The sequence below is a fragment of the Candidatus Accumulibacter sp. ACC012 genome (genome assembly GCF_907163155.1).
Classification (GTDB): Bacteria; Pseudomonadota; Gammaproteobacteria; order Burkholderiales; family Rhodocyclaceae; genus Accumulibacter; species Accumulibacter delftensis.
Map to the genome: position 1 here is coordinate 550,589 of NZ_CAJQUC010000002.1, position 25,386 is coordinate 575,974.

The 25,386-nt window shown below is 62.1% G+C and carries 24 protein-coding genes and 3 pseudogenes; 14 read left to right on the forward strand and 13 right to left on the reverse strand.

The window, feature by feature from the left end:
* Nucleotides 1–61: 61 nt before the first annotated feature.
* On the forward strand, nucleotides 62–1,906 hold the full coding sequence (locus tag QZ648_RS03000; protein WP_291995907.1) for an IS1634 family transposase: 1,845 nt from the start codon (nucleotides 62–64) through the stop codon (nucleotides 1,904–1,906).
* 95 nt (nucleotides 1,907–2,001) lie between these two features.
* Here QZ648_RS03000 and QZ648_RS03005 read toward each other — a convergent pair.
* The 4 genes and pseudogenes from QZ648_RS03005 to QZ648_RS03020 form a co-directional block, all read right to left on the reverse strand.
* Nucleotides 2,002–5,067 (reverse strand): annotated as a pseudogene (locus tag QZ648_RS03005) (cyclic beta 1-2 glucan synthetase); the annotation flags it as partial.
* A gap of 305 nt (nucleotides 5,068–5,372) precedes the next feature.
* Complete coding sequence (locus QZ648_RS03010; protein ID WP_169065574.1) at nucleotides 5,373–6,569, reverse strand: AI-2E family transporter; 1,197 nt, start codon at nucleotides 6,567–6,569, stop codon at nucleotides 5,373–5,375.
* 158 nt (nucleotides 6,570–6,727) lie between these two features.
* Entirely contained in the window at nucleotides 6,728–7,042 is a 315-nt protein-coding gene (locus tag QZ648_RS03015; protein WP_291996061.1) for a BON domain-containing protein, read from the reverse strand.
* A 124-nt stretch (nucleotides 7,043–7,166) separates the two neighbouring features.
* Nucleotides 7,167–7,271 (reverse strand): annotated as a pseudogene (locus QZ648_RS03020) (GlsB/YeaQ/YmgE family stress response membrane protein); the annotation flags it as partial.
* A gap of 386 nt (nucleotides 7,272–7,657) precedes the next feature.
* On the opposite strand from QZ648_RS03020, the gene QZ648_RS03025 reads away from it, so the two are divergent.
* From QZ648_RS03025 to QZ648_RS03045, 5 genes are all read left to right on the forward strand, one after another.
* Complete coding sequence (locus QZ648_RS03025; protein WP_291996062.1) at nucleotides 7,658–7,861, forward strand: CsbD family protein; 204 nt, start codon at nucleotides 7,658–7,660, stop codon at nucleotides 7,859–7,861.
* 195 nt (nucleotides 7,862–8,056) lie between these two features.
* Nucleotides 8,057–8,785 (forward strand): peptidase, encoded by a 729-nt coding sequence (locus tag QZ648_RS03030; protein ID WP_169065571.1) that lies wholly within the window; start codon nucleotides 8,057–8,059, stop codon nucleotides 8,783–8,785.
* Nucleotides 8,751–9,518: an N-formylglutamate amidohydrolase gene (locus tag QZ648_RS03035; protein ID WP_291996063.1), complete on the forward strand. Its 768-nt coding sequence runs from the start codon at nucleotides 8,751–8,753 to the stop codon at nucleotides 9,516–9,518. Before QZ648_RS03030 ends, QZ648_RS03035 begins: the two co-directional genes overlap by 35 nt.
* Nucleotides 9,519–9,572: 54 nt before the next feature.
* Nucleotides 9,573–10,385, forward strand: coding sequence for a transglutaminase family protein (locus QZ648_RS03040; RefSeq protein ID WP_169065570.1), 813 nt, complete (start codon nucleotides 9,573–9,575; stop codon nucleotides 10,383–10,385).
* Between the two features lie 109 nt (nucleotides 10,386–10,494).
* Nucleotides 10,495–11,784, forward strand: a complete 1,290-nt coding sequence (locus QZ648_RS03045) for a cation:proton antiporter (protein WP_291996064.1) — start codon at nucleotides 10,495–10,497, stop codon at nucleotides 11,782–11,784.
* A gap of 293 nt (nucleotides 11,785–12,077) precedes the next feature.
* Here QZ648_RS03045 and QZ648_RS03050 read toward each other — a convergent pair whose 3' ends face one another.
* The 7 genes from QZ648_RS03050 to QZ648_RS03080 form a co-directional block, all read right to left on the reverse strand.
* A complete protein-coding gene (locus tag QZ648_RS03050; RefSeq protein WP_169065568.1) occupies nucleotides 12,078–12,362 on the reverse strand; it encodes a hypothetical protein in 285 nt (94 codons plus the stop codon).
* A gap of 283 nt (nucleotides 12,363–12,645) precedes the next feature.
* On the reverse strand, nucleotides 12,646–12,936 hold the full coding sequence (locus tag QZ648_RS03055) for a GlsB/YeaQ/YmgE family stress response membrane protein (protein WP_169065567.1): 291 nt from the start codon (nucleotides 12,934–12,936) through the stop codon (nucleotides 12,646–12,648).
* Nucleotides 12,937–13,230: 294 nt separating this feature from the next.
* The gene (locus tag QZ648_RS03060) at nucleotides 13,231–13,434 is read right to left on the reverse strand and encodes a general stress protein CsbD (RefSeq protein ID WP_291996065.1); all 204 of its coding nucleotides are present in this window, start codon (nucleotides 13,432–13,434) and stop codon (nucleotides 13,231–13,233) included.
* Between the two features lie 238 nt (nucleotides 13,435–13,672).
* The gene (locus QZ648_RS03065) at nucleotides 13,673–14,341 is read right to left on the reverse strand and encodes a carboxypeptidase-like regulatory domain-containing protein (RefSeq protein ID WP_291996066.1); all 669 of its coding nucleotides are present in this window, start codon (nucleotides 14,339–14,341) and stop codon (nucleotides 13,673–13,675) included.
* Between the two features lie 656 nt (nucleotides 14,342–14,997).
* A complete protein-coding gene (locus QZ648_RS03070; RefSeq protein ID WP_291996067.1) occupies nucleotides 14,998–15,168 on the reverse strand; it encodes a hypothetical protein in 171 nt (56 codons plus the stop codon).
* A 76-nt stretch (nucleotides 15,169–15,244) separates the two neighbouring features.
* On the reverse strand, nucleotides 15,245–15,463 hold the full coding sequence (locus tag QZ648_RS03075; protein ID WP_169068439.1) for an osmotically-inducible lipoprotein OsmB: 219 nt from the start codon (nucleotides 15,461–15,463) through the stop codon (nucleotides 15,245–15,247).
* A 384-nt stretch (nucleotides 15,464–15,847) separates the two neighbouring features.
* Entirely contained in the window at nucleotides 15,848–16,138 is a 291-nt protein-coding gene (locus QZ648_RS03080) for a hypothetical protein (protein ID WP_291996068.1), read from the reverse strand.
* Nucleotides 16,139–16,381: 243 nt separating this feature from the next.
* Between QZ648_RS03080 and QZ648_RS03085 the strand changes: the two genes are divergently transcribed.
* The 5 genes from QZ648_RS03085 to QZ648_RS03105 all read left to right on the forward strand — a co-directional run bounded on the left by QZ648_RS03085 (nucleotide 16,382) and on the right by QZ648_RS03105 (nucleotide 19,572).
* Nucleotides 16,382–17,119 (forward strand): Crp/Fnr family transcriptional regulator, encoded by a 738-nt coding sequence (locus tag QZ648_RS03085; RefSeq protein WP_169068437.1) that lies wholly within the window; start codon nucleotides 16,382–16,384, stop codon nucleotides 17,117–17,119.
* A gap of 283 nt (nucleotides 17,120–17,402) precedes the next feature.
* Nucleotides 17,403–18,098, forward strand: coding sequence for a Crp/Fnr family transcriptional regulator (locus tag QZ648_RS03090; RefSeq protein ID WP_291996136.1), 696 nt, complete (start codon nucleotides 17,403–17,405; stop codon nucleotides 18,096–18,098).
* Nucleotides 18,099–18,460: 362 nt separating this feature from the next.
* Nucleotides 18,461–18,676: a glycine zipper 2TM domain-containing protein gene (locus tag QZ648_RS03095; protein ID WP_169068435.1), complete on the forward strand. Its 216-nt coding sequence runs from the start codon at nucleotides 18,461–18,463 to the stop codon at nucleotides 18,674–18,676.
* Between the two features lie 130 nt (nucleotides 18,677–18,806).
* The gene (locus QZ648_RS03100) at nucleotides 18,807–19,010 is read left to right on the forward strand and encodes a hypothetical protein (protein ID WP_291996069.1); all 204 of its coding nucleotides are present in this window, start codon (nucleotides 18,807–18,809) and stop codon (nucleotides 19,008–19,010) included.
* Between the two features lie 91 nt (nucleotides 19,011–19,101).
* A complete protein-coding gene (locus QZ648_RS03105) occupies nucleotides 19,102–19,572 on the forward strand; it encodes a hypothetical protein (RefSeq protein ID WP_291996070.1) in 471 nt (156 codons plus the stop codon).
* Nucleotides 19,573–19,903: 331 nt separating this feature from the next.
* Here the strand turns inward: QZ648_RS03105 and QZ648_RS03110 are convergent, their stop codons facing one another.
* Nucleotides 19,904–21,133, reverse strand: coding sequence for a YbfB/YjiJ family MFS transporter (locus QZ648_RS03110; RefSeq protein WP_291996071.1), 1,230 nt, complete (start codon nucleotides 21,131–21,133; stop codon nucleotides 19,904–19,906).
* A gap of 100 nt (nucleotides 21,134–21,233) precedes the next feature.
* Between QZ648_RS03110 and QZ648_RS03115 the strand changes: the two genes are divergently transcribed.
* From QZ648_RS03115 to QZ648_RS03120, 3 genes and pseudogenes are all read left to right on the forward strand, one after another.
* Nucleotides 21,234–22,082, forward strand: coding sequence for a LysR family transcriptional regulator (locus QZ648_RS03115; RefSeq protein WP_291996072.1), 849 nt, complete (start codon nucleotides 21,234–21,236; stop codon nucleotides 22,080–22,082).
* Nucleotides 22,083–22,251: 169 nt separating this feature from the next.
* On the forward strand, nucleotides 22,252–22,569 hold the full coding sequence (locus QZ648_RS24795; protein WP_366144047.1) for a transposase family protein: 318 nt from the start codon (nucleotides 22,252–22,254) through the stop codon (nucleotides 22,567–22,569).
* A pseudogene (locus QZ648_RS03120) lies at nucleotides 22,559–22,950 on the forward strand (ISAs1 family transposase); the annotation flags it as partial. The gene QZ648_RS24795 and the pseudogene QZ648_RS03120, both read left to right, overlap by 11 nt.
* 176 nt (nucleotides 22,951–23,126) lie before the next feature.
* Here QZ648_RS03120 and QZ648_RS03125 read toward each other — a convergent pair.
* Entirely contained in the window at nucleotides 23,127–24,497 is a 1,371-nt protein-coding gene (locus tag QZ648_RS03125; protein ID WP_291996073.1) for a hypothetical protein, read from the reverse strand.
* Nucleotides 24,498–25,386: the final 889 nt, after the last annotated feature.

Below are 25,386 nucleotides of genomic sequence, written 5' to 3' on the forward strand. Positions count from 1 at the left end.
TGTGCCATAATAGTTTTTCAAGCCTAGTTTTTCCCCTTGCATTTCTTGTACGATCGTGGGCATGTATATCCGACAGACACGAACGAACAACAAGGTCACCGGCGAGGGCTACTTCACCTTTCGGCTGGTGCGGGGCGAACGCGTCGCAGGCAAGGTCCGTCAGATCACCCTGCTGAATCTCGGGCGTAATTTCGCCATCAAGCAGGAGGACTGGCCGGTGCTGTGTCGTCGCATCGAACAGCTTCTGCATCCCCAGGAAGCGCTCCTGCCACTGCCCTGCACGGGCCCTATCGAAAGCGCAGCCCAGCGCTACGCGGGGCAACTGATCGTGCGGTCGCCGATGAGCGACTCGCCGCCGGCGGCGGAGGCCAGTGAGCCCTGCGGAAAGCCGCGTCCGCCGGTGACGTTCGAGGAAGTCGATATTGACTCGCTGCAAGTGATGCAGCCGCGCTCGGTTGGCGTCGAGCACGTCGGTCTGCATGCGCTGACCGAACTGGGCATCATCGACCAATTGCGAGAGTTGGGCGTCAATGGCGTGCTGCGGGCGTCGATTATCGGCAACCTGATCGGGAGAATGGGCCGCCCGGGCTCCGAGCGGGCGACCTGGAGCTGGCTGCAGAAGCAGAGCGCCTTGGGCGAGCTGATCGACGTCGACTTCCTGTCGATGTCGCACATGAGTCTTTACCGTGCTTCGGACGTCCTGATGAAGCATCGGGAAGTGATTGAAGCGCGCTTGTTCGGCACCGTTCGCACGCTCTTTGGCCTGGAAGAGACGATCACGCTCTACGACCTGACCAACACGTATTTTGAAGGCGAAGTTCCGAGTAATCGCAAGGCCAAGCGTGCCCGTTCCAAGGAGAAGCGCAGCGACTGCCCGTTGGTGACGCTCGGCCTGGTGCTCGACGGCAGTGGCTTTGTGCGCCGCTCGCAGACCTTCGAAGGCAATGTCAGCGAAGCCGGCACGCTTGCTGGCATGCTGACCGGACTGGACGCCCCGGCAGGGGCGCTGGTGATCATGGACGCGGGCATCGCTACCGAAGCCAACATCGCCTGGCTGGTCGAACATGGCTATCGCTACCTGGTCGTTCGTCGCGGGGGGACCCGGCAGTTCGATGAAACACAGGCGGTCACGATCGAGACCGCCGACGAGCAACCGTTGCGGCTGCAAAAGGCGCTCAGTGAAGACGGGAAAGAGCTGCAGTTGTTTTGCCATTCACCGGGTCGGCAGCTCAAGGAGGAGGCCATGCTCGAATCCTTCAGCCAGCGCTTCGAAGCCGGACTGCAGCAAATGCAGGACGGCCTGGCCAAACCACGTGCCGAGAAGCGCCCCGACAAATTGCACGAACGACTCGGCCGGCTGAAGCAGAAGAGTCGCGGCACCAGCCAGCATTACACGGTGGACCTGGTGACGGACGAATCGGGCAAGCGGGTCACCGGGATCACCTGGCAGAAGGTGCCGCGCGAGGGGAGCCAAGCGACGCACCCGGGCGTCTATTGCTTGCGCACTAATGAACTCGACTGGGACGAGGAGCGGCTCTGGCGCACCTACACCCTGCTGACTGACCTGGAGAGTGTGTTTCGCAGCCTCAAGAGTGAGCTGGGCTTGCGGCCGGTCTTTCATCACAAGGAAGAGCGCGCCGACGGCCATCTGTTCATTACCGTGCTGGCTTACCAGTGTGTGCAGTTCCTTCGCCTAAAGCTGAAGGCGGCGGGCATTCCCGACAGTTGGGCGACCCTGCGCGAAACCCTCTCGATCCAGCGCCGGGTGACGACGACTTTCCGGCAACGCGATGGCCGCACGCTGCACGTCCGCAAGGCCACTGCCGCCGAGCCCGAGCTGATGGCGATCTATCGCGCCTTGGGCGTCAACTCAGACCCCGGAGGAACCCGAAAACTGGTCGCCTGACACGAAATTACGCGCTTGTTGTGCCATTAGAGATTCAAGTGCCTTGCAAGCAGTTGATTATGCAAGAGGTTTTTTTGAGAATGTTAAACACGGGCCTGGACATTGTCCGGCGGCAGCCAGTGCTCGTCCGGGCCGACGAAGCGATCGAAGAACGCCCAGGTGCGGCGCGACAGCGCACGTAGAAAGAGCGTTTGCTCGCCGCTCAGGCTGGCCTTGCGAGGCGCCAGCGGGCGGCTGATCCACCAGGCAATGAGCGGCGAGGCGGACCACAGGAGCAGGATCGGCCCGGCCACCGCCAGCACCGCCGGGCTCGATGCCGCCAGGTACATCGTCGTCACCGCGGCCATCGCCGGGGCAAACCACATCGTCCGAAAACAGGCTGCAAGCGTGCCACGGTCGCGCTCGCCCGCCTCGCGATCCGCTTCCCCCGACGGATTCCATTCGAGCAATCGCGAGCGTGTCACCAGCATCCGCCAGGCCGTGCGCGTAATCGCCTGCAGGCTGAAGAATGCCTCGTACGGAAGGCAGGCGAGTTCGAACAGGAGCTGCATGAAGTGCCGGTAAGCCGAGCGCGTGATGCTTGCCAGGTGCTGCCTCAGGAGCGCCTCCTCGGGCTTGCGGAAGACGTCGAGGAGAGTGGCGCAGAGGGGCGGAAGCAGCATGATGGCGATCGCTGCCAGGGTCCACAACCAGGCCGGCGCAAGCAGCGTCCATCCCGAAAGCAGGAGCAGCGTCAGCGCCGCGGGGACGAGACTGCGCCGCAGGTTGTCGAAGAGCTTCCACTGCGACAGCATCGAGAGCGGGTTTTTCTGCCGCCTGTTGTCCGCCCCGACAGTCGCGCCCGGAACGCGCCTGCGCAGCCACCCCGCCAGCTGCCAATCGCCGCGGATCCAGCGGTAGCGCCGGCTCACGTCAGCGCTATAGCGGATCGGGTAATCCTCGTACAGGTGCACATCGCTGAGCAGTCCCGCGCGTGCGTAACACCCTTCCAGAAGATCGTGGCTAAGGACGCGATTCTCGGGGAAGCGCCCGCCAAGCGCTTGCTCAAAGGCATCGACGTCGTAGATTCCCTTGCCGATGAACGAGCCTTCGCCGAACACGTCCTGGTAGACATCCGAGACCGCGCGCGTATAGGGGTCGATGCCCGGCTCGCCTCCATACAGGCGCGCATAACGCGAGCGGTTCGTCGCCGGCAGGCCGATCGCCACGCGCGGCTGCAGGATACCGTAGCCCGCGGTGACTCGCCGCTTCGCTGCATCGTAGGCAGGGCGATTCAGCGGGTGTGCCATGGTGCCGACGAATTGCCGCGCCGCATCGCGCGGCAGTTGCGTATCGGTGTCCAGCGTCAGCACGTATTTGACGGACGACAGGAGCGCGCGATCGCCGACGACAAGCGCAAAGCCGTTCCCGGTGCCCCCGCGGAGCAGCGCGTTCAGCTCGGCGAGCTTGCCGCGCTTGCGCTCGTAACCCATCCACAGCCGGTCCTCGGGGTTCCAACGTCGCGGGCGATGGAAGAGGAAGAAGAGGTCACCCCTGATCCTGGTCCCGTCACCGCCGTACTTCGCGTTCAGCTCGCCGATCCTCGTCCCGGCCAGAATGACCAGCGCATCGTCCTCGGGGAGCGACTCCTGCCGGGCATCGCGAAAATCGGTCAGCAGGCCGAAGTGCAGGCGTTCATCGCGATTTGCCAGAAACCTGACTTCCAGCGCCTCGACCAGATCCTCCACGCCGGAAGCGCTGGTAAGCATCGTCGGGACGACGACCAGAGTGCGTGCGTCGGCCGGGATACCTTCGCTGAAATCCATTCTGGGCAGGGGATGCGGCGCCACGAGCAGCGTTGCCAGCCAGTTCACCAGCGCTACGCCCAGTTGACTGGCAGCCAGCAGCGAGACGATGCCGATCGGCACCAGCAGCCAGCCCGGCGCCCCGGCGGCAAACGCCTGCGCCAGCAAGCTTGCCCCGACGATCACCGTGATCAGCGCGATGCCGCCCAGGTACACCAGTGAGGGGAAGCGAGCTGCCGTTTTGCGCAAGGCCTCGGCGCCGGAACGGCGCACCTGCGCCGCGCGCTCGAGTTGTGGCAAACCCTTGTCGATCAGGTAGTAGCCGACGTGCCCGGCGCGATGGCTATCGCCAGCGCCGCCGCCAGCAGCGATCGCGACTGCGCCCATGCGCGCCAGCTCGACCGCCTTGCGGGCGACCTCGCCCTCGGATAGGCAAGCCTTCTTCGCGATCCTCTCGATGGCATGGCGGTATCGATCGCGGGTGGCGAAATCCATCCGCCCATAGGCGCCGCCCGGATCCTCACGCAGGGTGTTCTCGACGACACTCTGGATTTCGACGAAGGTGCGCCAGTCCGTCGCGCCGAGGACCCGGAGACTGCCGATGCTGTTGCTGATCGAGACCTGATCGGCGGCCTGCTGCTGGTTCTCCGCTTGCACGAGGTGCTCGATGGTCAGACCCGATTCCGACAGGCGCTGCTCGATCCAGGTCAGGGGCAGTGCCAGAGTGGGACCCCGTCCCTGCAGGCGCCGCGCGAGTTCGGCGACGAAGCCGCCGACCATCGGAGGATCCGAGGACGCCATCTCGGCGATCACCAGGATCAGGCTCTTGGGATCGCTGACTGCCGTCTCCGCCATCCGCTCGGCCCAGGTAGCGGCCAGGTTTCGCTCGGCCCAACTGGCTGCGATGCGCACGCCGACGCGACGCAGATTCTCGATCACTGCCAGGCGGAGCATGATCGGGATCGCCCACAACTCGCCCAGCCGCATCGGGCTGATGCCCTGGTAGGCCGCCACGAAGCCGCTCAAACTGTCAATATCCACGCGGCCATCGCCATGCGCAATGGTCTCCAGCGCGATGTCGTACACCCGCGGACGCCCGACCGAAGGCCCGTGCGCCAGGCGCGGGAGTTCGCGGCTGTAGCCCTTTGGCAAGTGCCGCTTGGCCGTGCGGATCTGCTCTTCGATGAGATAGAAATTGTCGAGCAGCCATTCCCCGGCCGGCATCATCCGGCGGCTCTCGGTGGCCGCCGTCGTCAGCAGCTGGCACACGTCAACCAGGGTTCTTTCGTTGTCTGCCAGCCGAGCCAGGAGCCGGTCCGGTGCCTGGCCAGCAATCAGCGTGTGCGCGGCCGCGAGCACCTCGCCGTGCAGCGCCATTTGATCGGCGCTGTACAACTCGGAGCGCAACGGGGGTTCTGCGTCAGGCAAGGTCCGTAGCCCCCCATCACCGAGTAGCCGGGCTTTCAATGGCCGCAAAAAGCTGCTGCGCTTGCTGTCGACGTTCAATTGAAGGGGTCCTATTCTTGATGTGAAAGTCGCGCATGCGACTCACGAAACTCCCTTCTCCCCTTGCGGGAGAAGGGCCGGGGGAGCTAGACTTACTGCTGTTACTGCGCACAAACGGTCATGACCGTTAAAACGAAATCGTCAAGCACGGCAGCACGGCGAGGGATGTGTGCCGCCTACTCTCCGAGCAGTTCCGCCACCGGCTCAAGTTGCTCCACATGCTGAGCCACCACTTTCACGATGACCGTCAGCGGGATGCTCAGCAGCATTCCCCAGATGCCCCACAGCCAGGCCCAGAAGAGCAGCGAGACGAATACCGCCGCGGTATTCATCCTGGCGATCCGGCCGGTCATCCAGGTGGTGACGAAGGTGCCGACGAAAGTGGCGACCGCCAACGACGCACCGGCGGGCAGCAGCGCCATCGACAGGGTGCCGAACTGCAGGAAGGCGGCCATGCCGATGGCGGCGGCAGTAAGCGCCGGACCGAAGTAGGGAATGACATGCAGCAGGCCTGCGGCCACGGCCCAGGCGCCGGCGTTCTCGAGACCGATCCAGCGCAGTGCCAGCCAGGTAAGCAGCGCCACCAGCACATTGGTCGCCAGGAGCATGGACATGTAGCGCTGGACCGAGGCGTTGATGTCATCGAGGATGCGAACGGTGATCTTCCTGTTCGCCAGCGTCGGACCCGCGAGTCGCACCAGCTTCCTCTTGTACGTGTCGCCGGACAGCAAGAGAAAGAAAGTCAGGAAGAGCACCATCGCTGCCTGGCCGATCAGTCCCACGGCGCCGACGGAGTTGGCCCACAGGAAGTCGCCGAGTTTGAAGCCGGGCGTGTCGATAATGACGCGCGTTGCCGGCCGTCGGGGGTTTGAATCAATACCTGCCGCCTGGCTGGTCGCCTTCTCGATCTCGCTGGCAGCGGTTTGCACCTTCTGCATGGTACTGGTCTCGCCCTTGCGCACACTGGCGAGGCCGGTCGACAACTTGCTCACCGCCGCCGGTACCTGATCGAGGATGGTCTGAAACTGCCCACGCAAGGAGTAGGCCCCCAGAGTGAGCGCACATACGACCCCCACCATCACCACGCTGCTGCCCAGTGCGCGCGGGACCCTGATCCTTTCCAGCCAGACGACCAGAGGATTCAGGGTGTAGGCGAAAAGGAGTCCGAGCAGCAGGGTGATGACAAAAAGTTGCGCCCATTCCAGTGCGAAGACCACGGCTAGCGTGGCGAGGACGGCCAGCGACAGATTCTGCGTGCCCGACCCGATACGAAGCGTCGGCTGGGACGCGTCGGACGCCGCCGCAACTTCGCTGGGCGGGGACTCGGCATCGCGGTCCGCGGTGGATCGCGCGGCAGGCAAGTGCAAAGGCATCGCTAGGGCCCCGGATTCTGCGGGTGTTTGCCGGCTGAGCGCACGCTAGTCACTCATCGGCCTGGCTGCGCGACTTCTTTCGAGCGCGGCCGGCGCTCCGCGGCCAGCGCCGGATTGCATGCTCCGGCGCTGGCCGCGAATGCTCATCGTGCCAGCGCTCACTTGACCCGCATGTCGTTCTTGACGGAGGTGACGCCGCCGACGCTGCGGGTCACCGCAACCGCTTTGCTGATCGCCGTCGGCGAACTCACGAAGCCGCTCAGTTGAACCGTGCCCTTGAAGGTCTCGACGTTGATCTCGGCGGACTTCAGGCTGGGCTCGTTGAATATGGCGGCCTTGACCTTGCTGGTGATGACGCTGTCGTCCACATACTCGCCGGTCCCCTCCTGCTTCGCGGTTGACGCGCATCCCACGGCGGAGACCAGCGTTACCGCCAGGAACAGTGCGGAAAGATACTTGCCAAGTTGTTTCATGATTGATTCTCCTGATTGAGGTTGAACAGAACTTCCAGATTCCGGCGCGCCATCGATACGCCGCGCCTCGACAGCGACCTTCGCCAGGACTTTCGGCCTAGCGAAGGCCGCGTGAAACCGCGTGCTACAACAGCAACAGCACGCTTGCGCCGACAACCGCTACCCACAGGCTGTAGAGGTTGAATCCCCCGCCGCCAGCCATCCCGAAAGTATTGAAGAGCCAGCCGCCGCCCGACTCGGCAGCGGGTCGAGTTCTCAACCGCAGCGTAGTCAAAATGACGAACACCGTCTGTGCGGTGGCGCACATCCGGCAGTGGGGGGAGGCCCGCGTGGCGAGCGACCCGGGGTGGTGTCACGCCCTGAAGCGGACGGCCCGTCCGTCGCGCCGACCAGCGCTGCGTGCGGACTTTGCCCGACGCGCAGGGCGAACCGCACATGCAGGCACCGACACCCGCGCAAGCGCCTATGTCTCCTAGCGCACAGAACTTGACCCCCGTTTGCGATCAGACTCCCTACATCGACACCAGGCATCGCCTGTTTGATGACCAGGAGTCGCAAGACGAACCGAAGCTGGCTCGCCTATCAGAAGTATCAACCACAAGTCAGGAGTTCACGATGAACAAAGATCAAGTCAAGGGCGCAGCAAAAGACCTGGGCGGCAAGATTCAGCAAGAGGTCGGAAAACTGGTCGGCAGTACCGAGCAGCAGGCAAAGGGATTGAAAAACCAGGCTGAAGGCGAACTCCAGGAACATCTCGGCGACCTGAAAGAGAACCTCAAAGACGCCAGGGACGCGGTCAAGGACTCCTTGAAACCGTAGCCGCTATGGGCATCGCTGCCCTTCGCTTGAACGAAGAAGCCGCCATTGCCGGCTTCTTCGTTTCCTGTGCTCATAGGCGCGGCACGCGCTATCAAGGCCAGGCTGCGAGGCGAAATCATTGTTCATGGCAAAGCTATCTGCAGCGTCACTCTGACATTTCGATTCAGGTGACCGCACTCACTCGGGGACGGCAGGATGACTTACTGTGTTGGCGTACTGCTGGACGAGGGCATGATTTTTGCGTCGGATTCTCGAACCAATGCCGGTATCGACAATTTCGCGAAGTTCTGCAAGATGACGGTATTCGAGCGCAAGGGCGAGCGGGCAATAGTCCTCCTGAGTTCTGGCAATCTCGCCGGCACCCAGGCGATCATCAGCGTCCTGACCCAGCGCGGCGAAGATCCGGACAACAAGGCGTCGCTGTGGAAGGCGCGCACCATGTTCGACATGGCCAATCTGGTTTCCGACGCCATGCGCGACATCGAACGGCGTGATGGTCCGTCTCTGGAAGCGAGCGGCATCAGCTTCAACGCGTCGTTCATCCTCGGCGGGCAAATCCGCGGCGAAGGGCAACGCCTGTTCCGCATCCATGCCGAAGGCAACTTCATCGAGGCCGGTGGCGACACACCCTATATTCAGACCGGCGAAACCAAATACGGCAAGCCGCTCATCGACCGCGTCATCGTCGGTTCGACAAACCTTGCGGACGCCGCAAAGTGTATTCTCGTGTCGTTCGACTCGACGATGCGCAGCAGCCTTTCGGTTGGCATGCCGATCGACCTCATCTGCTACGAACGTGACAGCCTCGAAATCCGAATGCGACGCCGTTTTGCCGAAGGCGACACCTACTTCACCTCCTTGCACCAGAGCTGGAGCGAAGGCACTCGCCGTGTGTTTCGAGAACTTCCAGCCCTGGTCTGGTGAGTCATTGCGGTCGCCAGCCAGCATCCCGGAGCACCTGCGCGACTTCCATGTCGTCACCTGCGAGCATGGTGGCAAGCGCATCCCCGCCGCCTACGTCGACCTCTTTCATGGCTGGCAGGCCCGCTTGTCCAGCCATCGCGGCTACGATCGCGGCGCCCTGATCATGGCGCGCGATCTCGCCGCGGCCCTGCAGGCACCCCTGGTGACATCGACGGTGAGCCGCCTGCTGGTCGATCTGAATCGATCGCTGTCCAGTCCACAAGCGTGGTCGGATGCGACGCGGGCGCTATCGCCGACGAGCAAGCAGGCGATCGTATCGCGCCATTACGCGCCCTACCGGCAGCGGCTGATGAACACGGTGGCGGAAGCGGTAGCGGCCGGGCAGCGGGTGATCCATGTTTCGTCGCATAGCTTCACCCCGGTCCTCGACGGCCAGGTCCGCAACGCCGACATCGGCCTGTTATATGACCCGGCACGACCAGGAGAGGTGGCGCTGGCGGCCCGCTGGAAGGCAGCATTGGCCGAACATTCGGCCGAATTGCGCGTGCGCCGGAATTACCCGTACCATGGGAAGAACGACGGACTGACCACTGCCATGCGCCGCTGCTTCGCGCCCAGCGAGTATGTCGGGATCGAGATTGAACTCAACCAGGCGTTGGTGCTCGCCCAGCCGCGCCTGTGGCGGCAATTGCGCCGCGCCGTAGTGACGACGCTGGCGTCGGCACTACGCTGACGACCCACGGCGTGCCTTGCTCTCCATGAACTCACCTACCACCAGGAAGCTCCCATGAAAATTCGCATCGGCTATGACATCGTCTATGCGTGCGCGCAACCGACCCCGATGATCCTGATGCTCGACATCCACTACTCACGGATGAATGACGTCGTGGTGCCTGCCCACCTGATGACCGATCCCGCGCTACCAGTGGTTGCCTATCGCGACGGCTTTGGCAACTGGTGTAGCCGAATCGTCGCCCCGCCCGGCGAGATCCGCATCTTTGCCGACGGTGTCGTACGCGATTCGGGCCAGGTGGACGATATCGCTGCGCAGGCGCAACAGATCGCCCTCCAGGACCTGCCGGAAGAGACGCTGGTCTTTCTGCTCGGCAGCCGCTATTGCGAAACCGATCGACTGTCCGCCGAGGCATGGCGTCTGTTCGAGCACACGCCGCCCGGCTGGGCGCGGGTGCAGGCGATCTGTGATTTTGTGCACCAGCACATCCAGTTCGGCTACCAGTTCGCCCGTTCGACCAAGACGGCCTGGGATGCCTACAACGAGCGCGCCGGCGTGTGCCGCGACTATGCTCATCTGGCGATCACCTTCTGCCGCTGCATGAACATACCGGCCCGCTACTGTACCGGCTATCTGGGCGACATCGGGATCACGCCGGTGCCCGGTCCGATGGACTTCTCCGGCTGGTTCGACGTCTACCTCGGCGGCCGCTGGTACACCTTCGACGCCCGCAACAACGTTCCTCGCATCGGACGCATCCTGATGGCGCGCGGCCGCGATGCCGCCGATGTGGCGATGGTCACCAGCTTCGGACCGAGCGTCCTCAAGAGCTTTCTCGTGCGCACCGACGAAGTGTCCACGGCCTAGTGCACGCGCGGCGCTGCCATGCCTGGCGTATCGTTGACCTGCTCCGTCCGCCGGCAAGGGCGGCGAGGGGCAGCACAGCATTCGCGACATTCGCAAGGGGAACGCTGCGATGACTGGACCACTGTGGTTCCTGCTGGTGGGCGGCCTGTTGCTGGTCATGGGTCTGACCCCGTCGTTCATCAAGCGTCTGCCGGTCACCTCGGCGATCATCTACCTGTCCATCGGCCTGCTCGTCGGGCCGACGCTGCTCAACGCCTTTCACTTCAACCCGCTCAAGGAATCGGCACTGCTGGAAGTGCTGACCGAAGTGGCGGTGCTGATTTCCCTCTTCACCGCCGGGGTCAAGATGCCTGCCCCGATGCAACTCGACCGCTGGCGCACACCGCTCCTTCTGGCATCGACATCGATGGTCCTGACCGTGGCCATGGTTGCCGCCTTCGCCCACTACGTGCTCGGGCTGTCCATCGGCGCAGCGGTGCTTCTCGGCGCCATCGTGGCGCCAACGGACCCGGTCCTCGCCACCGACGTTCAAATCCGCCATCCCGGCGACCGCGACCGCCTGCGCTTCAATCTCACCTGCGAAGCCGGCATGAATGACGGTAGCGCCTTCCCGTTCGTAATGCTCGGCCTGGGTTTGCTCGGCTTGCACGACCTCGGCGATTTCGGCCTGCGCTGGGTGCTCGTCGATGTGTTGTGGGCGACCGTTGCCGGGATCGCCATCGGCGTCGTCCTCGGTTCCGCTCTCGGTCGGCTCGGCTGGACTCTGCGCAGCAGACGCCTTGACCACGAGCTGATGGACGATTTCCTCGGCCTGGGACTGATCGGCGTCGTCTACGGCCTCAGCGAACTGGTCAATGCATGGGGCTTTCTCGCGGTGTTCTTTGCCGCCGTGTCGCTTCGACAGACCGAAGTCAGGCTGATCAGTGCCAGGGCCGCCAACGTGGAAAAAGGGCTTGCCGGGCACGACCCGGTCGCCACGTCAGGTGGCGGCGATCCCGTGCCAACCGTCAGCGAAGGCTCGCTGATCTTCAAGGAACATCTTGAGAGGCTCTCGGAACTGCTCTTGATCCTGCTCGTCGGCGGCTCGCTGTTTCTCGATTCGTGGAGTTGGCGAGCGGTGAGCCTCGCGCTGTTCCTGTTCCTCGTCGCTCGCCCGCTCAGCGTTGCCATCGGGCTGCTCGGTTCGCACGCGCCGGCGCGCGTTCGCGGCATGGTCGGCTGGTTCGGGGTACGTGGCATCGGCTCGCTCTACTATCTGATGTACGCCATTGAACACGGCTTGCCGGAAGAGATGGCGTTGGAACTCATCCACATGACCCTGATCGTGGTTACGATGTCCATCCTTGTCCACGGTGCCAGCGTAAAGCCCCTGATGAACCGCTTCTGGCGAGCTGGCTGAGGGATGCGATTGCTGTGATCGCCCCTGGCAGCGAAGACGGAATGAAAAGCCTGGCGCTGTGTGGCGCTGTGTGCGCCGCGCCCGAATCGCCTGAATACTGGAAGGTGGCCCTTAATCACCTGCTCACATCGTTGGTGCGTCGTGCGCGCACCGCGCCGGCTACCATGCCGGGCGCAAGCGGAGGCGCCGGACCTGGACTACCGGTCCGGCTAGCTGCTAACAGTGGCGCGCCGCCCAGTGGCCGCGTGCGCTGATGCGAGAAGGCTTTTCATTCGTCGCTCCTGCGGTTCAGTTTATAGCTGCGACTTGAAGTACTTGAAGGAATGAACGAAGGCGTCGCGAATCTTTTCCATTTCTGCAACCATGGTGTCCCAGGAGTCTTCGCCGGCAACTCTCAGCTCTTCGAGCTTGGCGAGAGCGCGTTGGGACTGTTGGCGTAGCTTGCCCATTTCCTCCTCGTACTTCTCGCGTGCATCGGCCTTCGCTACTTTGGCTTTGGCGTCCAACTCGTTCATCTTTGTATTCGTTTTATCGAGTTGAAGTTTCATTTTTTCGATGTAGTCATCTCTCTTTGACATGGCAATGGCTCCTGTGATGGAAAAACGTGAAAGGATTTCGTGTTCAGTATTCGGGCAAACCGTGAATTGCCCCGATGCGCGCCTGCTGGTGCACTTGAGCACCCTGTTCAGCTTAATCGGAAGGAAAGAAGGACTCGGTACGCTGGCGCACATATGCGAGCGAGGCCTTGGCTGTCGTCCACATGCCCGCCGCTCCCCTCCTACTTGGCGGTGGACGCGCAAGCCGCGGCGGACACCCGCATGACCGCCAGCAAGAATGCGGCAAGATGCTTGCCAAGTCCGTTCATGATTGATTGTCCAGATCGAGGTTGAACAGAGCATCCCGAACGCCGCGCAAGGCAGCGTGGTACACCAGCAGCAGCGTGCTCGCGCCGACGACGGCCACAAGCAGGCCGGGAAGCTTGAATGCCCCGGCGCCGGCCATCCCGAAAGTATTGAAGAGCCAGCCGCCGACGAGCGCGCCGACAACCCCGAGAACGATGTCCATGACGGCGCCCTGCCCGCTTCCGCCAACGATTCGGGCGGCGATGAGCCCGGTGATGAGTCCCAGTACGGCCCATAGTAGTAAAGACATGATTGCCTCCTGTATCTGCAGCTGTCGGGCCTCACGATTTCCAGAATCCAGCGACGGGGCCCAACAATCGCTGAAGCATCACCACACCCGTTCGCACGCCTGTCAGCCGCACGCCGCAATGAAATTCCCCCGCAGGACTTGACACGCGACGCTGGCGAAATGAAGCCGGTGCAGGGTCCAGAGTCGGTCGCGATATGAGTCCGGTGAAGAAAGCGCCTGCCTCGGCGACCTGACGTAATGGGCAATGCCGCCCGGCGCATGGCCTTGATCGGATCAGGCGAGCTGTTATGGTCGCTAGTCCTTGTTACGCTCTTCAAAGCGCTTGATCTGCGCCTCGGCCTCGTCCTTGCTAGTGCCGTAGGTCTCCTGAATCCTGTCCACGAGTTCGACGCACTTGCCGGCAATCAAATCGAGCTGCTCTTCGGTGAGGCAGCGCCACTGCGCTTTTATCTTGCTCTTGTACTGTTTCCAGTTCCCTTCGACGACCTTCCAGTCCATATCAAGCCCCTAGTGTTCATTACCCGAACGGCGAAATGGCCGACCGGCCATCATCATCCTGCGTCGCAGCAGGTGCTTCGCCACCAAGGCCGCGTACACGGCGACCAGCGGGGAACAACCCACACAGGTGGACGGATTTCCTGGCCACGCCAGCTGAGACGGTAAGTCTGGGCGCATGACCCGGCGCAGTCTGTACAGTGGCGTACCAGGCTAGCTTGCAGCGACCGTACCGCCGCTATTACTCGTGCTCCCAACGGAAATCGACCGTATTGAGCGCCGTTGCGTCAACGGCAACGGAGCGCTCGATCGCCTTGCCGGCGTAAGTGGCGACCACCCGATACTTGCCCACCGGCAATTTCGCCAGGAACCACGGCCCATCGGCGATCGCCTCGAGAAGCGTCTTGCCGTTCCCGTCAGCGATGGCAACCCGCACGTTGCTCAGAAATGCCCCGGACGCCATGGCGAAAACCAGCTTCAGATTGAACTCACTGACCTGTTCCCTGAGCCGCTGCAGCGACTCATCGCCCACACCGCCCGACACATAGGACAAACCACCAGCCTCGTGGACAATGGGTCCATCGCCAGCTCTGGCACCGGTCGCGAATGATCCAAAGGTGATCGCAGCGATCACCAGGCCGGGGAGGAGAAATTTTTTGTTCATGTCGAAACTCCGATTGATGGGCCGAAGCCCTGCTGTGCATGTCAGGAGGAAGTTGCGCCGCGTCGTGCTTGCAGTGCGCATGGCAAAATCCGATCGAGTGCCATGTTGTGGCGACGAAGCCCCCGTCGTCTGTTCGTTAGCACACAGAAAACCGACGGAGACAATTGCGGCGGGGCGAGCGTCCTGTGCTTCGGCCAACGCCGCGGTGACGGTCGGCAGATGCGTTTCCCCGCCGTCGCCGGACATCCTTCCATTGTGCCGGCTCCGATCGAGGCCATCACCGGCCAGCCGGGGGGGCGCTTGACGACTGCGCTGGCGCCAAAAAAGGTCAGTGGGCTGAGAACGTTGCTGCTGATACGCATCAACGGCGCCCTGTGGGCCACGAAAAGTAGCCGCGCTAGGCGAGCGGAAAAAGGGGCTGCGTGGCGCATGGAACGCATTTTTGTGTACGCCAACGTACAGACCGTTCAGCCTGATACGAGTAGCTTGGGAACCGGTGACTTTGCGTCACCCCATTTGCACGATTCGCCCTATTCGCGCGAATCGTGCAAATTGGTCATTGGACCCATTCCGGAGGAAGCTACATGAACAGCATCATTTATCTCGTCGGCCTAGTCGTCATCGTCCTCTTCGTCTTGTCGTTTCTTGGCCTTCGCTAACGGTCATGACATGTCGGGATACCCCGGATCATGAACGTCATGACCGTTTCCCCCTCTTCCCCGGCCCTTCTCCCGCAAGGGGAGAAGGGAGTTTCGTGAGCCGCTTGCGCGACTTTCACATTAACGGTCATGACACGTGGAGACACCCCAAATCATGAAAGTCATGACCGTTTCCCTCTTCCCCTGCCCCTTCTCCCGCGAGGGGAGAAGGGAGTTTCGTGAGTCGCATTCGCGACTTTCACATTAAGGAATCACGGCGTTCGCCACAGCTTCCACAAGCCGCGCCCGCAGTCGGGACGCGAACGCCAAAAGCCAGCACCCGCCGATAAGGTACGGCACGGCGGAAGCCGCGCGCAACTTCTCGACGACATCGGCCGCATCCCGGGCTTGTTCGATGTCCGCCAGCAGGATCACAAGTTGGCTGGCTGATCAGGGTAACAAGCGGGCGAGAGGCACCTGCGGGGGGAGGCCAAGTGAATCGCGCCGGGCATCACTTCTTGCCGACGTCGTGGCCGATCACGCCGCCGACCGGGGCGCCGCCGACGGTTCCGACGCTGCTGCCATCCGGAAGATTTTCGACTCCGATGGCGTCGGCGCCGGCGTCGATGCTGGTATCTTTGTCCAGCGCCACCATGTCCGCACAAGCAGCAAGGCCGAACAGAACAGCCGCCGCGAGTGCGCTGAACCTAACTCTCCGAATCGTTTTCATGGGCTTGCCTCGTGGTGAAACAGGGGGTTTCTGGCGGGTCTTGCCGTCCGCTACCGCTACGAACTGCGGAACAAAGCGTTCGTTCGGCCACGCGGTCGCTGCTTGCAAGCGTTGCGCATCGCCACGGCGCAATTGCCGCACATTTGCCACACATTTTGCCACGCATGTGCCGGCCCGGATCATTTCAGGTTACGCCGAACCGTTGTCTCGGTCTGTCTGCCAGCGCACACAGTCGCCATCCGGGCGAGTGCTGGCTTGTGCCAGGCGGCACCGGGACCGGGGCGATCGGCCAGGCCAGCAATCAGCCAGCGCATAGAGAACACCGAATAGAGAACCTTCTCTGCACGCTGGCGCGCCTGGTGCTTCGTCGACGGCTACCAGCGCTCAGGCGAGTTCGTTGATCGCGCTCTGGATGGCGTCGTCCACGAGCTGCCGATCAGCGGCGCCGTCGCCGAGGATGGTCTCCCATTGAAGGCGCACATAGCTTGAACGGCTGCGGCTCTTCAGCACCAGAGTTTGCCGTCCACGGGCCTCACCCGATGCGAAGTCGGTGGCGTAGCCGAGCAGGTCGTGCACGCCGTTTTTGCACATTCCAGCCTGGACGGCGGCGATGATCGTCGCCATGCGCCGATGAAACTCCAGAGCGACTTCGACAGTGAATTGATGCTTGTCCATGCGGGTTCCGGTGATGGGTTGACAATGCGCAACAGGCGCGAAGCAGGCGGCGGTGGCACGCGTAAGGCCGATCCACCGCTTCTCGCCATGAGCGTGCAAAGAGCCTGCGCCGAACGCCCGGCTGCGTCCGTGCGCTGCTGCACATAGCCAATACGGGGCGTGTATACTCAACACCCCTCGAACCTTCAATGCCAGTGCGTCTGCGAGCTCGTCCAAGCGCTGCCGATGACTGCGTGAACCGCCATGCCCCTGCGCCCCCTAACTTCTGCCACCCATGACCCGCGCCAGAACCACCTGCTCGCCGCCCTGCCGGCGGACGAATACGCGCGCCTCCTTCCCAGTCTGGAACTGGTCCCGATGCCACTCGCCGAGTCGCTCTACGAGTCCGGCATCCAGATGCGCCATGTCTATTTTCCCACCACCTCGATCGTCTCCCTGCTCTATGTCATGGAGGACGGCTCCTCGGCTGAAATCGCCGTCGTCGGCAACGAGGGGATCGTCGGCGTGTCCCTGTTCATGGGCGGCGAAAGCACGTCGAGCCGGGCCGTGGTGCAAAGCGCCGGTCACGCCTACCGCTTGAAAGGCCAGTTGCTGAAGGATGAGTTCTATCGCGCCGGCCCGATGCAGCGCCTGTTGCTGCGCTATACGCAGGCGCTTCTGACCCAGATGGCGCAGACGGCAGTATGCAACCGCCATCATTCGCTAGACCAGCAGCTGTGCCGCTGGCTGCTGCTCTCCCACGACCGCCTGCCCTCGAACGAGCTGATCATGACGCAGGAACTGATCGCCAACATGCTCGGCGTGCGCCGCGAAGGCGTTACCGAGGCCGCCGGCAATTTGCAGCGGGCCGGGATGATCGTTTATCAGCGCGGGCACATCACCATACTCGACCGGGCGGCTCTGGAGGCGCGCTGTTGCGAGTGCTACGCAGTGGTCAGGAAGGAATTCGAGCGTCTGCTCCCGGAGGTGATCGCCCGCTAGGGCAAAGCGCAGGATCGAGTGTCTTCGCCGCCGCTCCTGTAGCATCGCACGCAGCACGTGTGGCATCGCACGCAGCACGTGTGGCATCGCACGCAGCACGAGGCAGCCCTGCTGTGTGCGCTACCGCCCGGACAGTCGTCAGCTTTCACTCCACACTTCGTGCCATGACGTTTTCGTCCGGGCGCGACCGTTCGCTTCTGCTTCCCATCCGACACCGAGGTAGCACGATCCCTCCGGTTGCCGGATTCTTCCCTGCATCGAGAGGAGCGACGTGCCAACAGCCATGGCCCCTGCCGCCGTTAATCGACTCATCGAGGCGCTGCCGTACAAAGACCGGCGACGTCTGCTGGCGGCCTGCGAGCCAGTCGAACTGACCTTTGCCGACGTTCTCGCCGAACCCGGCGAGCGCATTCACCACGTCTTCTTTCCCACGACGAGCTACATTTTCCTGGTCACGCCGATTGATGCTTGCGCCAGCCTGGAGGTGGGTCTGGTCGGCGACGAAGGCATGCTCGGGATCTCCCTCATCCTCGGGGTGGATATTTCGCCGCTCAGCGCGCTGGTCCAGGGCGCCGGCCTTGCGCTGCGGATGGAGGCAGCGCCGTTTCGCCGCGAACTCGGTTTCAGTCCACCACTGCAGTGGATACTCAAGCGCTACCTGCATGTGGTGATGGGCCAACTCGCGCAATCCGCCGCCTGTGCCCGCTTTCATGTCGTGGAAGCGCGTCTCGCCCGTTGCCTGCTGATGACGCATGACCGGGCGCAGTCGGATGCATTTCATGGCACCCACGAATTCCTGGCCTCGATGCTGGGAGTGCGTCGGGTCGGTGTGACCAAGGCCGCCACCTCACTGCACAACCGCAAACTGATCAGCTACAGCCGCGGGCATATCACGATTCTCGACCGCGGCGGCCTGGAAGCCGCTTCCTGCGGGTGCTACGAAGCCGACAACGCCACTTACGCGCGAGGAATGGCTTAATAGGGGGACCCCCCTGCATCCTTATGCAGGTTCCCTGCGGTCGTGCACGGAAGTACCGCGGCGACGCCAGAGTGGCGAACACAGCTTCGTCCGGCCAGGGCTTGTTGTGGGCGGCAGGTTCGCAATCGCCTTGGCCAGGCAAACGGCAGCACGCCGCTCGATCGCCGACTATGTGCCCCAGCAGACAGACGCCGAAGGCGCTTCACCGTACGCTCAACCATCCGCGTCAGCATGCCTGCAATCGATGTCCGCAGGATGGCTGTCTGGAGCGGCCGAAATCGCGCTCGGGGAAGCCATTAGTGCGTAATGCTCGAGCGGGTGCGAAGGACCAGTAAGACAACATTCAAGAAAGAGGTAATTCCATGGAAAAGACGCAGAGAGTCACGCTCGGTGCAGTGGCCACAGCAGTACTGCTTGCCCTCGGTGGTTGTTCCGGCATGTCGACGCAGGGCAAGAACACCGCCATTGGTGCTGGTGTCGGTGCCGTCGGAGGGGCCGTTCTTACGGGCGGCAGTGTGCTCGGAACCGTCGGTGGCGCAGCCGTTGGCGGTGTTGTCGGCCACGAAGTCAGCAAATGACAATCGACCTGCAGCGCCCACCGCCCTGCGACCCGGCGCAAATCGGCCGCTCATCATCCTTGCTCCGCCACGGCCTCGAGCAGTTGCTCACACCCGTCAAGGGCAGATGGTCCGCCAGGAGAGCGCAGCAATGAAACTCGAAAAAAAATCCCTCGCCACAGCCTTGCTCATCAGTCTCAGTGCCTTGCTGCTGAGCTTGTCCGCCTGCCAGAAAGAGGAGGGCCCGGCAGAGAAAGCTGGCAAGGAAATGGACAAGGCGGTCGACAAGATCGGCCAGCAGATCGAAAAAGCGGGTGAGAGCGTCCAGGACGCGGCCAAGAGCGACAAGAAATAGACTCGGCAACGGGGGCGCCGCGGTGAACCGCGACGCCCCCGTTGCCGTCAAGCGCATCTGGCAGAAACACGGACAGCAAGAGGCTCCAAAAATGAAACGTCTTCTATTCGCCGCAGCGCTCGCCGCAGCGCTCGCCCCGGCGCTTGCGGCCGATGTGGCCCTGTCGGTAAGCATCGGTCAACCCGGCTTCTATGGTCACCTCGACATCGGTGGCTATCCGCAACCGCAGCTGATCTACCGGCAGCCGATCATCATCGAGCAGGCGGCGCCTTCACGGCGCCCGATCTATCTGAACGTGCCCCCTGGCCACGCCAAGAACTGGCGCAAACACTGTCGCGCCTACAAGGCCTGCGGCGAGCGGGTCTATTTTGTGCAGAACAGCTGGTACCAGCGCGAGTATGTTCCGCAGTACCAGGAGCGGAATAGTCATCGTCGTGAGAAATATCGCGGCGACTACGGCCGCCGCGACGGCGGCGAGGACCGGGACGAGGATCGCGGCAAGCAGAAGAACAAGGGCCACGACAAGCACGACAAGCACGACAACCAGGGCCGGGGACACTGAGCCATCCGAGCGACGACATTGCGGTCGACATCGTTAATGTGAAAGTCGCGCCAGCGACTCACGAAACTCCCTTCTCCCCTTGCGGGAGAAGGGCCGGGGGTAAGGCGGGGAATTCAGGGAGCATGCTCCCTGCCCGGCGAACGATTCCGGCATGCAAGCCGGAATGCGCACTGCAAGTGGAGGGGAAGCGGTCATGACTTTCATGATTTGGGGTGTCTCCACGTGTCATGACCGTTAGCCAGAAGCCGGAAAGCGGACCGTGCTTGGCGATCCGATTTCTGAAGTGAGCCCTGCTCCCCTCCTCCGCGCACCTGCCTTCGCGACCGCTGGTTCAGTTCTGCGGACAGGCCCTCGCAACAGCAGTACTCCGCGACCGGTCACGCCGCTCGACAAACTTGAGCATCAGCAGCAGAAGCGTACCCACGGCCATCACCCCGGCCGCCAGGTACAGGCCCGCGGCGTAGCTGCCGAGGCTGCCGGCGAGCCAGCCGGTGACTGCCGGGGCGATGATCTGGGCCGCACCGTAGGAAAGCGTCATCTTGCCCATCATCTTCGCCGGACGCGTCGGATAGTAACGCCCGGCCATGGTCAATACCAGGCTCACCATGCCGATGAAGGTGCCGCCAAAGAGCAAGGCACCGGCCAGCGCAGCCACCAGGCCGTCGGCCATCACCGGCAGCAGGATGCCGACAATCTGCAGCAGGGCCGCCAGAATCAGCGCGTTCAGCTCACCGGTACGGCGGGCGATCAGGTCCCAGACGATGCACGCCGGCGCCGCAGCCGCACCAAGCGCCAGGAAAACCAGCGTGCCGCGTCCGGCCAGACCGGGCAGGTGGTCGATGATGGCGACAATGAAAGTCGCGCTGACCACGTAGCCGAAACCGGCACAGAAATAGGCGGCCATCAGCAGGCGCATGAAAGCCGCACTCGGCGGCTTGTCGAGCATCTGCTGCCCGCCTTTGGTGACCGTGCTGCGATCGGGTGGCGGCAGCCAGCGCAGCGCCGGGATCAGCAGCAGGCTGCCGATCAGAGTGAAAGCGAACCACTGTTCTCTCCAGTCTAGCCAATCACTCATCAGCGCCACCGCGGCCGCACAACCGGCGATGCCCAGGCCGATTCCAGAAAAGTGAATACCGAGTTCGCTGCGATGATTGTGGCGAATCAGCCAGTTGAGAATCAGTCCGGTACCGAGCAGCATGCCCGCGGCGCTGCTCAACCCGGCGATGAAACGTGACAGTGCCCAGATCGTCACGTCAGTGGTCAGGCCCATGACCGCGGTGCTGAGCACGGCGACCACCAGGCCGATCCGGTAGAGGCGATCCTTGAGCACCAGGTCGCTGATCAGCGACGCCACCACGGCGCCGCTCAGGTAACCGGCGTAGTTGATTGCCGCCAGCCAGGCCGCGGCCTCGACGCCAAGCCCGGCCTGTGCCTGCATCAGCGGCAGTAGCGGCGTGTAGGCAAAGCGCGCGACGCCGAGCACCAGCATCAGGCTGCAGATGCCGGCGCCAAGCACGTGTAGACGTTCCATACGTTCCAGGCGTTTTTGCTGCTCGTTCATGTGCAGATCCTCGCGAGTTGATGGCGCCACGATAACTGCTCTAAACTATCTGCACAATTGAATAGTCAAGAACGTTTCATTCTCTAAAGGAGATATATGGATGGAGCTGAGCGCCCTTCGTACTTTCGCCGCCGTCGTCGATGAAGGCGGCATTCTGGCCGCCTCGCGCAAGCTGAACACCGTCCAGTCCAACGTCACCAGCCGCATCCGCCGGCTCGAGGAAGAACTGGGCGCTACGCTCTTCTTCCGCAGCGGCCGCGGGGTGGCGCTGGCGCCCGCCGGACGAGTACTGCTTGACTACGCGCGGCGCATGCTGCACCTCGAACGCGAGAGCGGCGCCGCCGTTCGCCTGGTCGGCGATGGCGTTGGCGAGTTGCGCATCGGCAGCATGGAGACCTTTGCCGCCTTGCATCTGCCACAGGCTCTGAAGGCCGTCCGCGTCGGACATCCGCGCCTGGAACTGCGCATCGAAACCGATACCAGTGCGACGCTGGTCAACAAGGTGCTGACCCACAAGCTCGATTGCGCCATCGTCGCCGGTCCGATCGAGCACCCGGATCTGCGCTTTGATGAACTGCTCGTCGAGGAACTGGTGCTCGTACATGCCGCCGACGCCGATCCGCGCTTGCAGCCGCTGATCCTCTTCCGCGAAGGTTGCGCCTACCGCACCCGCGCCCTCGCCTGGCAACGCAGCAGCGGCCACGCCGTCGCCGAGGCCATGGAATTCGGCACCCTCGACGGGATTCTCGGTTGCGTTTCCGTCGGTCTGGGATGGACCCTGATGCCGCGGCGGGTCGTCGAACAATCGACGCATGCCGCCGACCTGGTCGTGCAGACACTTCCTGAGGAGATCAGCCAGGTGCCCACCGGCCTGATCTACCTTGCCGAGGCGCCGCCGATGGCGGCGCTGCAGACGCTTGCCCAGGCTGTTGCCGGCGCCACCAGATAGAGACCCCGGTGTCAGCCAGCGCCGCAGATACGTTCGTTAAAACAAACGCATGAAAGCTGCGCTTGCAAAAGTCTCGAACAATGGCCACAGCACCGGTCTGTCCCCGAACACTCGCCGGATATAGGGCATCTCGTGATACACAACTCACTCAGCATAAGTTGGCCGCCGGATGGGCGTCCCTAGCTCTTTCTCGCCTCCGCGCACACGCACGCCAGCGGTCGATCGAAGGAAGCGATGGCCCGGGCCATCGCCGAGCAAGACGGCATCAGCGAAGGCCTGCTCTGCATCTTCTCTGTCCTCGAACCGTGCCGCTCGTTCGCCGTGGCCGGCAATCGCCAGACACAAGGTCTGGAATTGGGCGTACCAGAAGAAGGATTGGCTGCCTCAGTTCCTGCCGCCCAAGAACGGCGTCGCGTCCGAGAAGACGTTTCTGAGGATCTTCCGGGCGCTGGACCCGCAGCAATTCGAGGTGGCAAGGGACCGTTGACCTGGCCGATTGGCCCAAGTGCAAGACCCTCGGTCTGGTGACTCCCTGCGCAAGGTCGGCGATCAAGAGTCGAACTTCGAGCGGCGCTATTACATCAGCTCTCGCGAGTTGACCGCCGAACAACTTGCCCTCGCCGTGCGAGGCCATTGGGCCGTAGAGAATCGACTTCACTGGGTGCTCGACGTCAGCTTCGGCGAGGATGCCAGCACCGTCCGCAAGGACAACGCTCCCCAGAACCTGTCGCTCCTGAAGAAGATCGTTCTCAATCTGATTCGGCTGGATAGCACCGACCAGAAGAAAACCAGCTTGCGCCTGAAGCGCAAGGCAGCCGCCTGGGATGACGACTTCCGGGTGACGATCATGGGCCTCATCAAGCTATGACAGCCGAGTGCCGAGGCCCTGGTTTCGCCCCGCTGTCATGCGTGCTGAAGGCCGCGTCGGGAATGGTGCATGGTGAATGGCTAACGCGGCGCCACACCAGTCCCCCCGTCATTGCGAGGAGGCGCAGCCGACGCGGCAATCCAGAGGTTTGGCTCTTATTGACCGCTCGCAGCGATTCAGTGTTTGCCGCCTCCCTCACTCCGGTGCGAAAAGGCGTTGGCAACTTCTTCCATCCGCAAGATAGCCTTGGAGACCTCCTCCCCGGCCGGCTTGTCGAGATAGGAAGACTCACCGGGAATAAGCAGCAAGATCCCGGAAAGCCTGAAAAGCTCGAGTATCGTCTTGTTGGCTTCTATTTTAGAGGCAGCCGTTTCCCCAATCATACTATTGGGTATCTCGCGACGCAGAATTTCGAAGCGATACAGGGAGCGGTGCCGATAGGCATTTGCCACGTAATTATGCCAGTGTGAGCGGTAGTGCTTGGAAGCCCAATACCATGAAAAACCAAACAAGGCGTAGACCAGACCATGGTGTAGATAGCTATTCAGCATCGGTAGTAACATTTCTGGCCAATCCCCATGGGGGAGCTTGTCACTGTGCGCACTGTTGTAAACTGCGTAGGTCACGCCGCCGAGGAATATTGCCACGCACCAGCTGAACCAAAGCTGCGCCCATTCCTTATGTGACTGTGCGAGTGCATGGAAAGTATAGGGACCAGACCAGTCACTGTCCGTTTCTGGCGGGTGCCACCACTTGTCTTCCCGATCCACAATGGCCAGGCGCCAATACGATTGTATCGCCCAGAGAGTCGCCAGGAATGCTGAAATGCCAATGACTAGCAAAGCTATCAATGTCAAGTCGGGCACCTTGTCTTTGGCGTTTGACGCGGTTCCTTTGTCGGGGCCGGGCACGGCCTTGGGGAGGTTTTTGTGCGTCGCGTCGCCAACTGACGCGGAGCTTTCCGTCGGCGCGGTCGTGTTTTTTTTTGTACCTCGCGAGTACGAAAGATCACCCAGAACCGCAATAAAAGCAATAAGTGCAGCAGAAACACTTAGGATAACTATCCGGTAAGCAACTCGGTGCGGTAGAGGCAGCTTGGCCGCTGCTCGTGCGATCTCATCATAGGTTGCCTCTTGGGCAAGCTTTACTATCTTTATTAGAGCCGCCAAGTGTTGAAAAAAAACTGCTTTAGCCTCCTCTGCCGGAAGGCTACGTGGAACCTTTTCATTGCTCTGCCGGTTGATGGCCGCTTGCAATTCCGCGGCCTCGTCCTTCATATCAAGTTTCATCCAGTCGTAGGAAACGCAGGTCTTGAAACCGGAAGAGATGCTCTGGACTTCGTCGGCGAGTTGTAGTCCGCTTATTTTTGTTTCAACCTCGGCTTCCGGCGGCTTGAAATACGATGAGGCATGGGTTTCCAGCACGCTACAGCTTGCCACGAGTGTCTTTAGCGCATCCAATTGCCTTGCCAGCCTGTACTTCTCTTTCGCTGATTTGAGCTTATCGTCGTCCAATCGGTCATTTATGTCCTTTATCAATTTGCTCACGACGAAACTCCTTTCAATCTGCCATTAGAAGCGCCAAACCATCGGAAAAACTTGAATGCCCCGCGCATGCCACATCCGAAGCTCTCGTCGCGTAGTCTGCACATGGCAACACACGACGACGATAAAAATTCAGCAGCCTTGAGGATGCTTTTTTGCTCTCACATTGTAGTTACACACTGATTCAATAAGCGCGGCACGGAATCCAGATCATGCTCACCAGTCCACTGACCGCATGTCCCGACGACTGCATGATTTTCGGCACTCCAAGCCCGGCGCTCACCTCCGTATCATTCATACGCACGCTGTCCCGCCGCCAAGGGCGTAAGCGCTGTCCTGCATGGCCTGGCGTCGAAAGCATCGACAAGTTTGAGTCAGTGTAATTGGCGAGCTGCCGATAACCGCCTCCCCGTTTCCCTATAACCATTCTACGAGCACCGAATGAAAAGCGCCAGAGGGTTTTCGCGGTCTTTCGATGCGTCGTCCGATGGCCATGCCAGCCCTCTGAATGCGCCAAGCACGTCACCGCGCCTCTTTCGTGCCACCGCTCAAAATTTCGCGAACTGCGCCTGATCAGTCGGCAACGAGCAAGTTTAGTATGGGAGCGGGAAGTTAATTGACATCTGCGACTATGCCGGTGGATACTTTCAGCGCATGTCCCCTGGTTCCTTACTGCGAAGGAGAAGCTCTCATGACACAGAATCTAATCTCGATGTCTTTTAGCACCGATGATCTCGCTGCCATTCATGGCTCTATGTCGTTTCGTGTGGAACGGGCGCTGGTTTTGGCGGTTTGAGGGGGCGGCGATGTCAAGGGCGGACGCAGTCCGGGCGCAGCCGAACCCTTTACATCGCTGCCCGCTCGCTTACGCTTCCTCCGGGCCGAGGAAGGC

Excerpts from the sequence above, each read along its gene's own strand:
- QZ648_RS03090 (WP_291996136.1), top strand. The coding sequence starts at position 17,403 with ATGGCCCCTGCCGCCGTTAATCGACTCATCGAGGCGCTGCCGTACAAA.
- QZ648_RS03060 (WP_291996065.1), bottom strand. The coding sequence starts at position 13,434 with ATGGACTGGAAGGTCGTCGAAGGGAACTGGAAACAGTACAAGAGCAAG.
- QZ648_RS03085 (WP_169068437.1), top strand. The coding sequence starts at position 16,382 with ATGCCCCTGCGCCCCCTAACTTCTGCCACCCATGACCCGCGCCAGAAC.
- QZ648_RS03065 (WP_291996066.1), bottom strand. The coding sequence starts at position 14,341 with ATGTCCGGCGACGGCGGGGAAACGCATCTGCCGACCGTCACCGCGGCG.
- QZ648_RS03105 (WP_291996070.1), top strand. The coding sequence starts at position 19,102 with ATGAAACGTCTTCTATTCGCCGCAGCGCTCGCCGCAGCGCTCGCCCCG.
- QZ648_RS24795 (WP_366144047.1), top strand. The coding sequence starts at position 22,252 with ATGGGCGTCCCTAGCTCTTTCTCGCCTCCGCGCACACGCACGCCAGCG.
- QZ648_RS03115 (WP_291996072.1), top strand. The coding sequence starts at position 21,234 with ATGGAGCTGAGCGCCCTTCGTACTTTCGCCGCCGTCGTCGATGAAGGC.
- QZ648_RS03040 (WP_169065570.1), top strand. The coding sequence starts at position 9,573 with ATGAAAATTCGCATCGGCTATGACATCGTCTATGCGTGCGCGCAACCG.
- QZ648_RS03045 (WP_291996064.1), top strand. The coding sequence starts at position 10,495 with ATGACTGGACCACTGTGGTTCCTGCTGGTGGGCGGCCTGTTGCTGGTC.
- QZ648_RS03015 (WP_291996061.1), bottom strand. The coding sequence starts at position 7,042 with ATGAAACAACTTGGCAAGTATCTTTCCGCACTGTTCCTGGCGGTAACG.
- QZ648_RS03025 (WP_291996062.1), top strand. The coding sequence starts at position 7,658 with ATGAACAAAGATCAAGTCAAGGGCGCAGCAAAAGACCTGGGCGGCAAG.
- QZ648_RS03095 (WP_169068435.1), top strand. The coding sequence starts at position 18,461 with ATGGAAAAGACGCAGAGAGTCACGCTCGGTGCAGTGGCCACAGCAGTA.
- QZ648_RS03100 (WP_291996069.1), top strand. The coding sequence starts at position 18,807 with ATGAAACTCGAAAAAAAATCCCTCGCCACAGCCTTGCTCATCAGTCTC.
- QZ648_RS03000 (WP_291995907.1), top strand. The coding sequence starts at position 62 with ATGTATATCCGACAGACACGAACGAACAACAAGGTCACCGGCGAGGGC.
- QZ648_RS03055 (WP_169065567.1), bottom strand. The coding sequence starts at position 12,936 with ATGTCTTTACTACTATGGGCCGTACTGGGACTCATCACCGGGCTCATC.
- QZ648_RS03075 (WP_169068439.1), bottom strand. The coding sequence starts at position 15,463 with ATGAAAACGATTCGGAGAGTTAGGTTCAGCGCACTCGCGGCGGCTGTT.
- QZ648_RS03010 (WP_169065574.1), bottom strand. The coding sequence starts at position 6,569 with ATGCCTTTGCACTTGCCTGCCGCGCGATCCACCGCGGACCGCGATGCC.
- QZ648_RS03110 (WP_291996071.1), bottom strand. The coding sequence starts at position 21,133 with ATGAACGAGCAGCAAAAACGCCTGGAACGTATGGAACGTCTACACGTG.
- QZ648_RS03050 (WP_169065568.1), bottom strand. The coding sequence starts at position 12,362 with ATGTCAAAGAGAGATGACTACATCGAAAAAATGAAACTTCAACTCGAT.
- QZ648_RS03030 (WP_169065571.1), top strand. The coding sequence starts at position 8,057 with ATGACTTACTGTGTTGGCGTACTGCTGGACGAGGGCATGATTTTTGCG.
- QZ648_RS03080 (WP_291996068.1), bottom strand. The coding sequence starts at position 16,138 with ATGGACAAGCATCAATTCACTGTCGAAGTCGCTCTGGAGTTTCATCGG.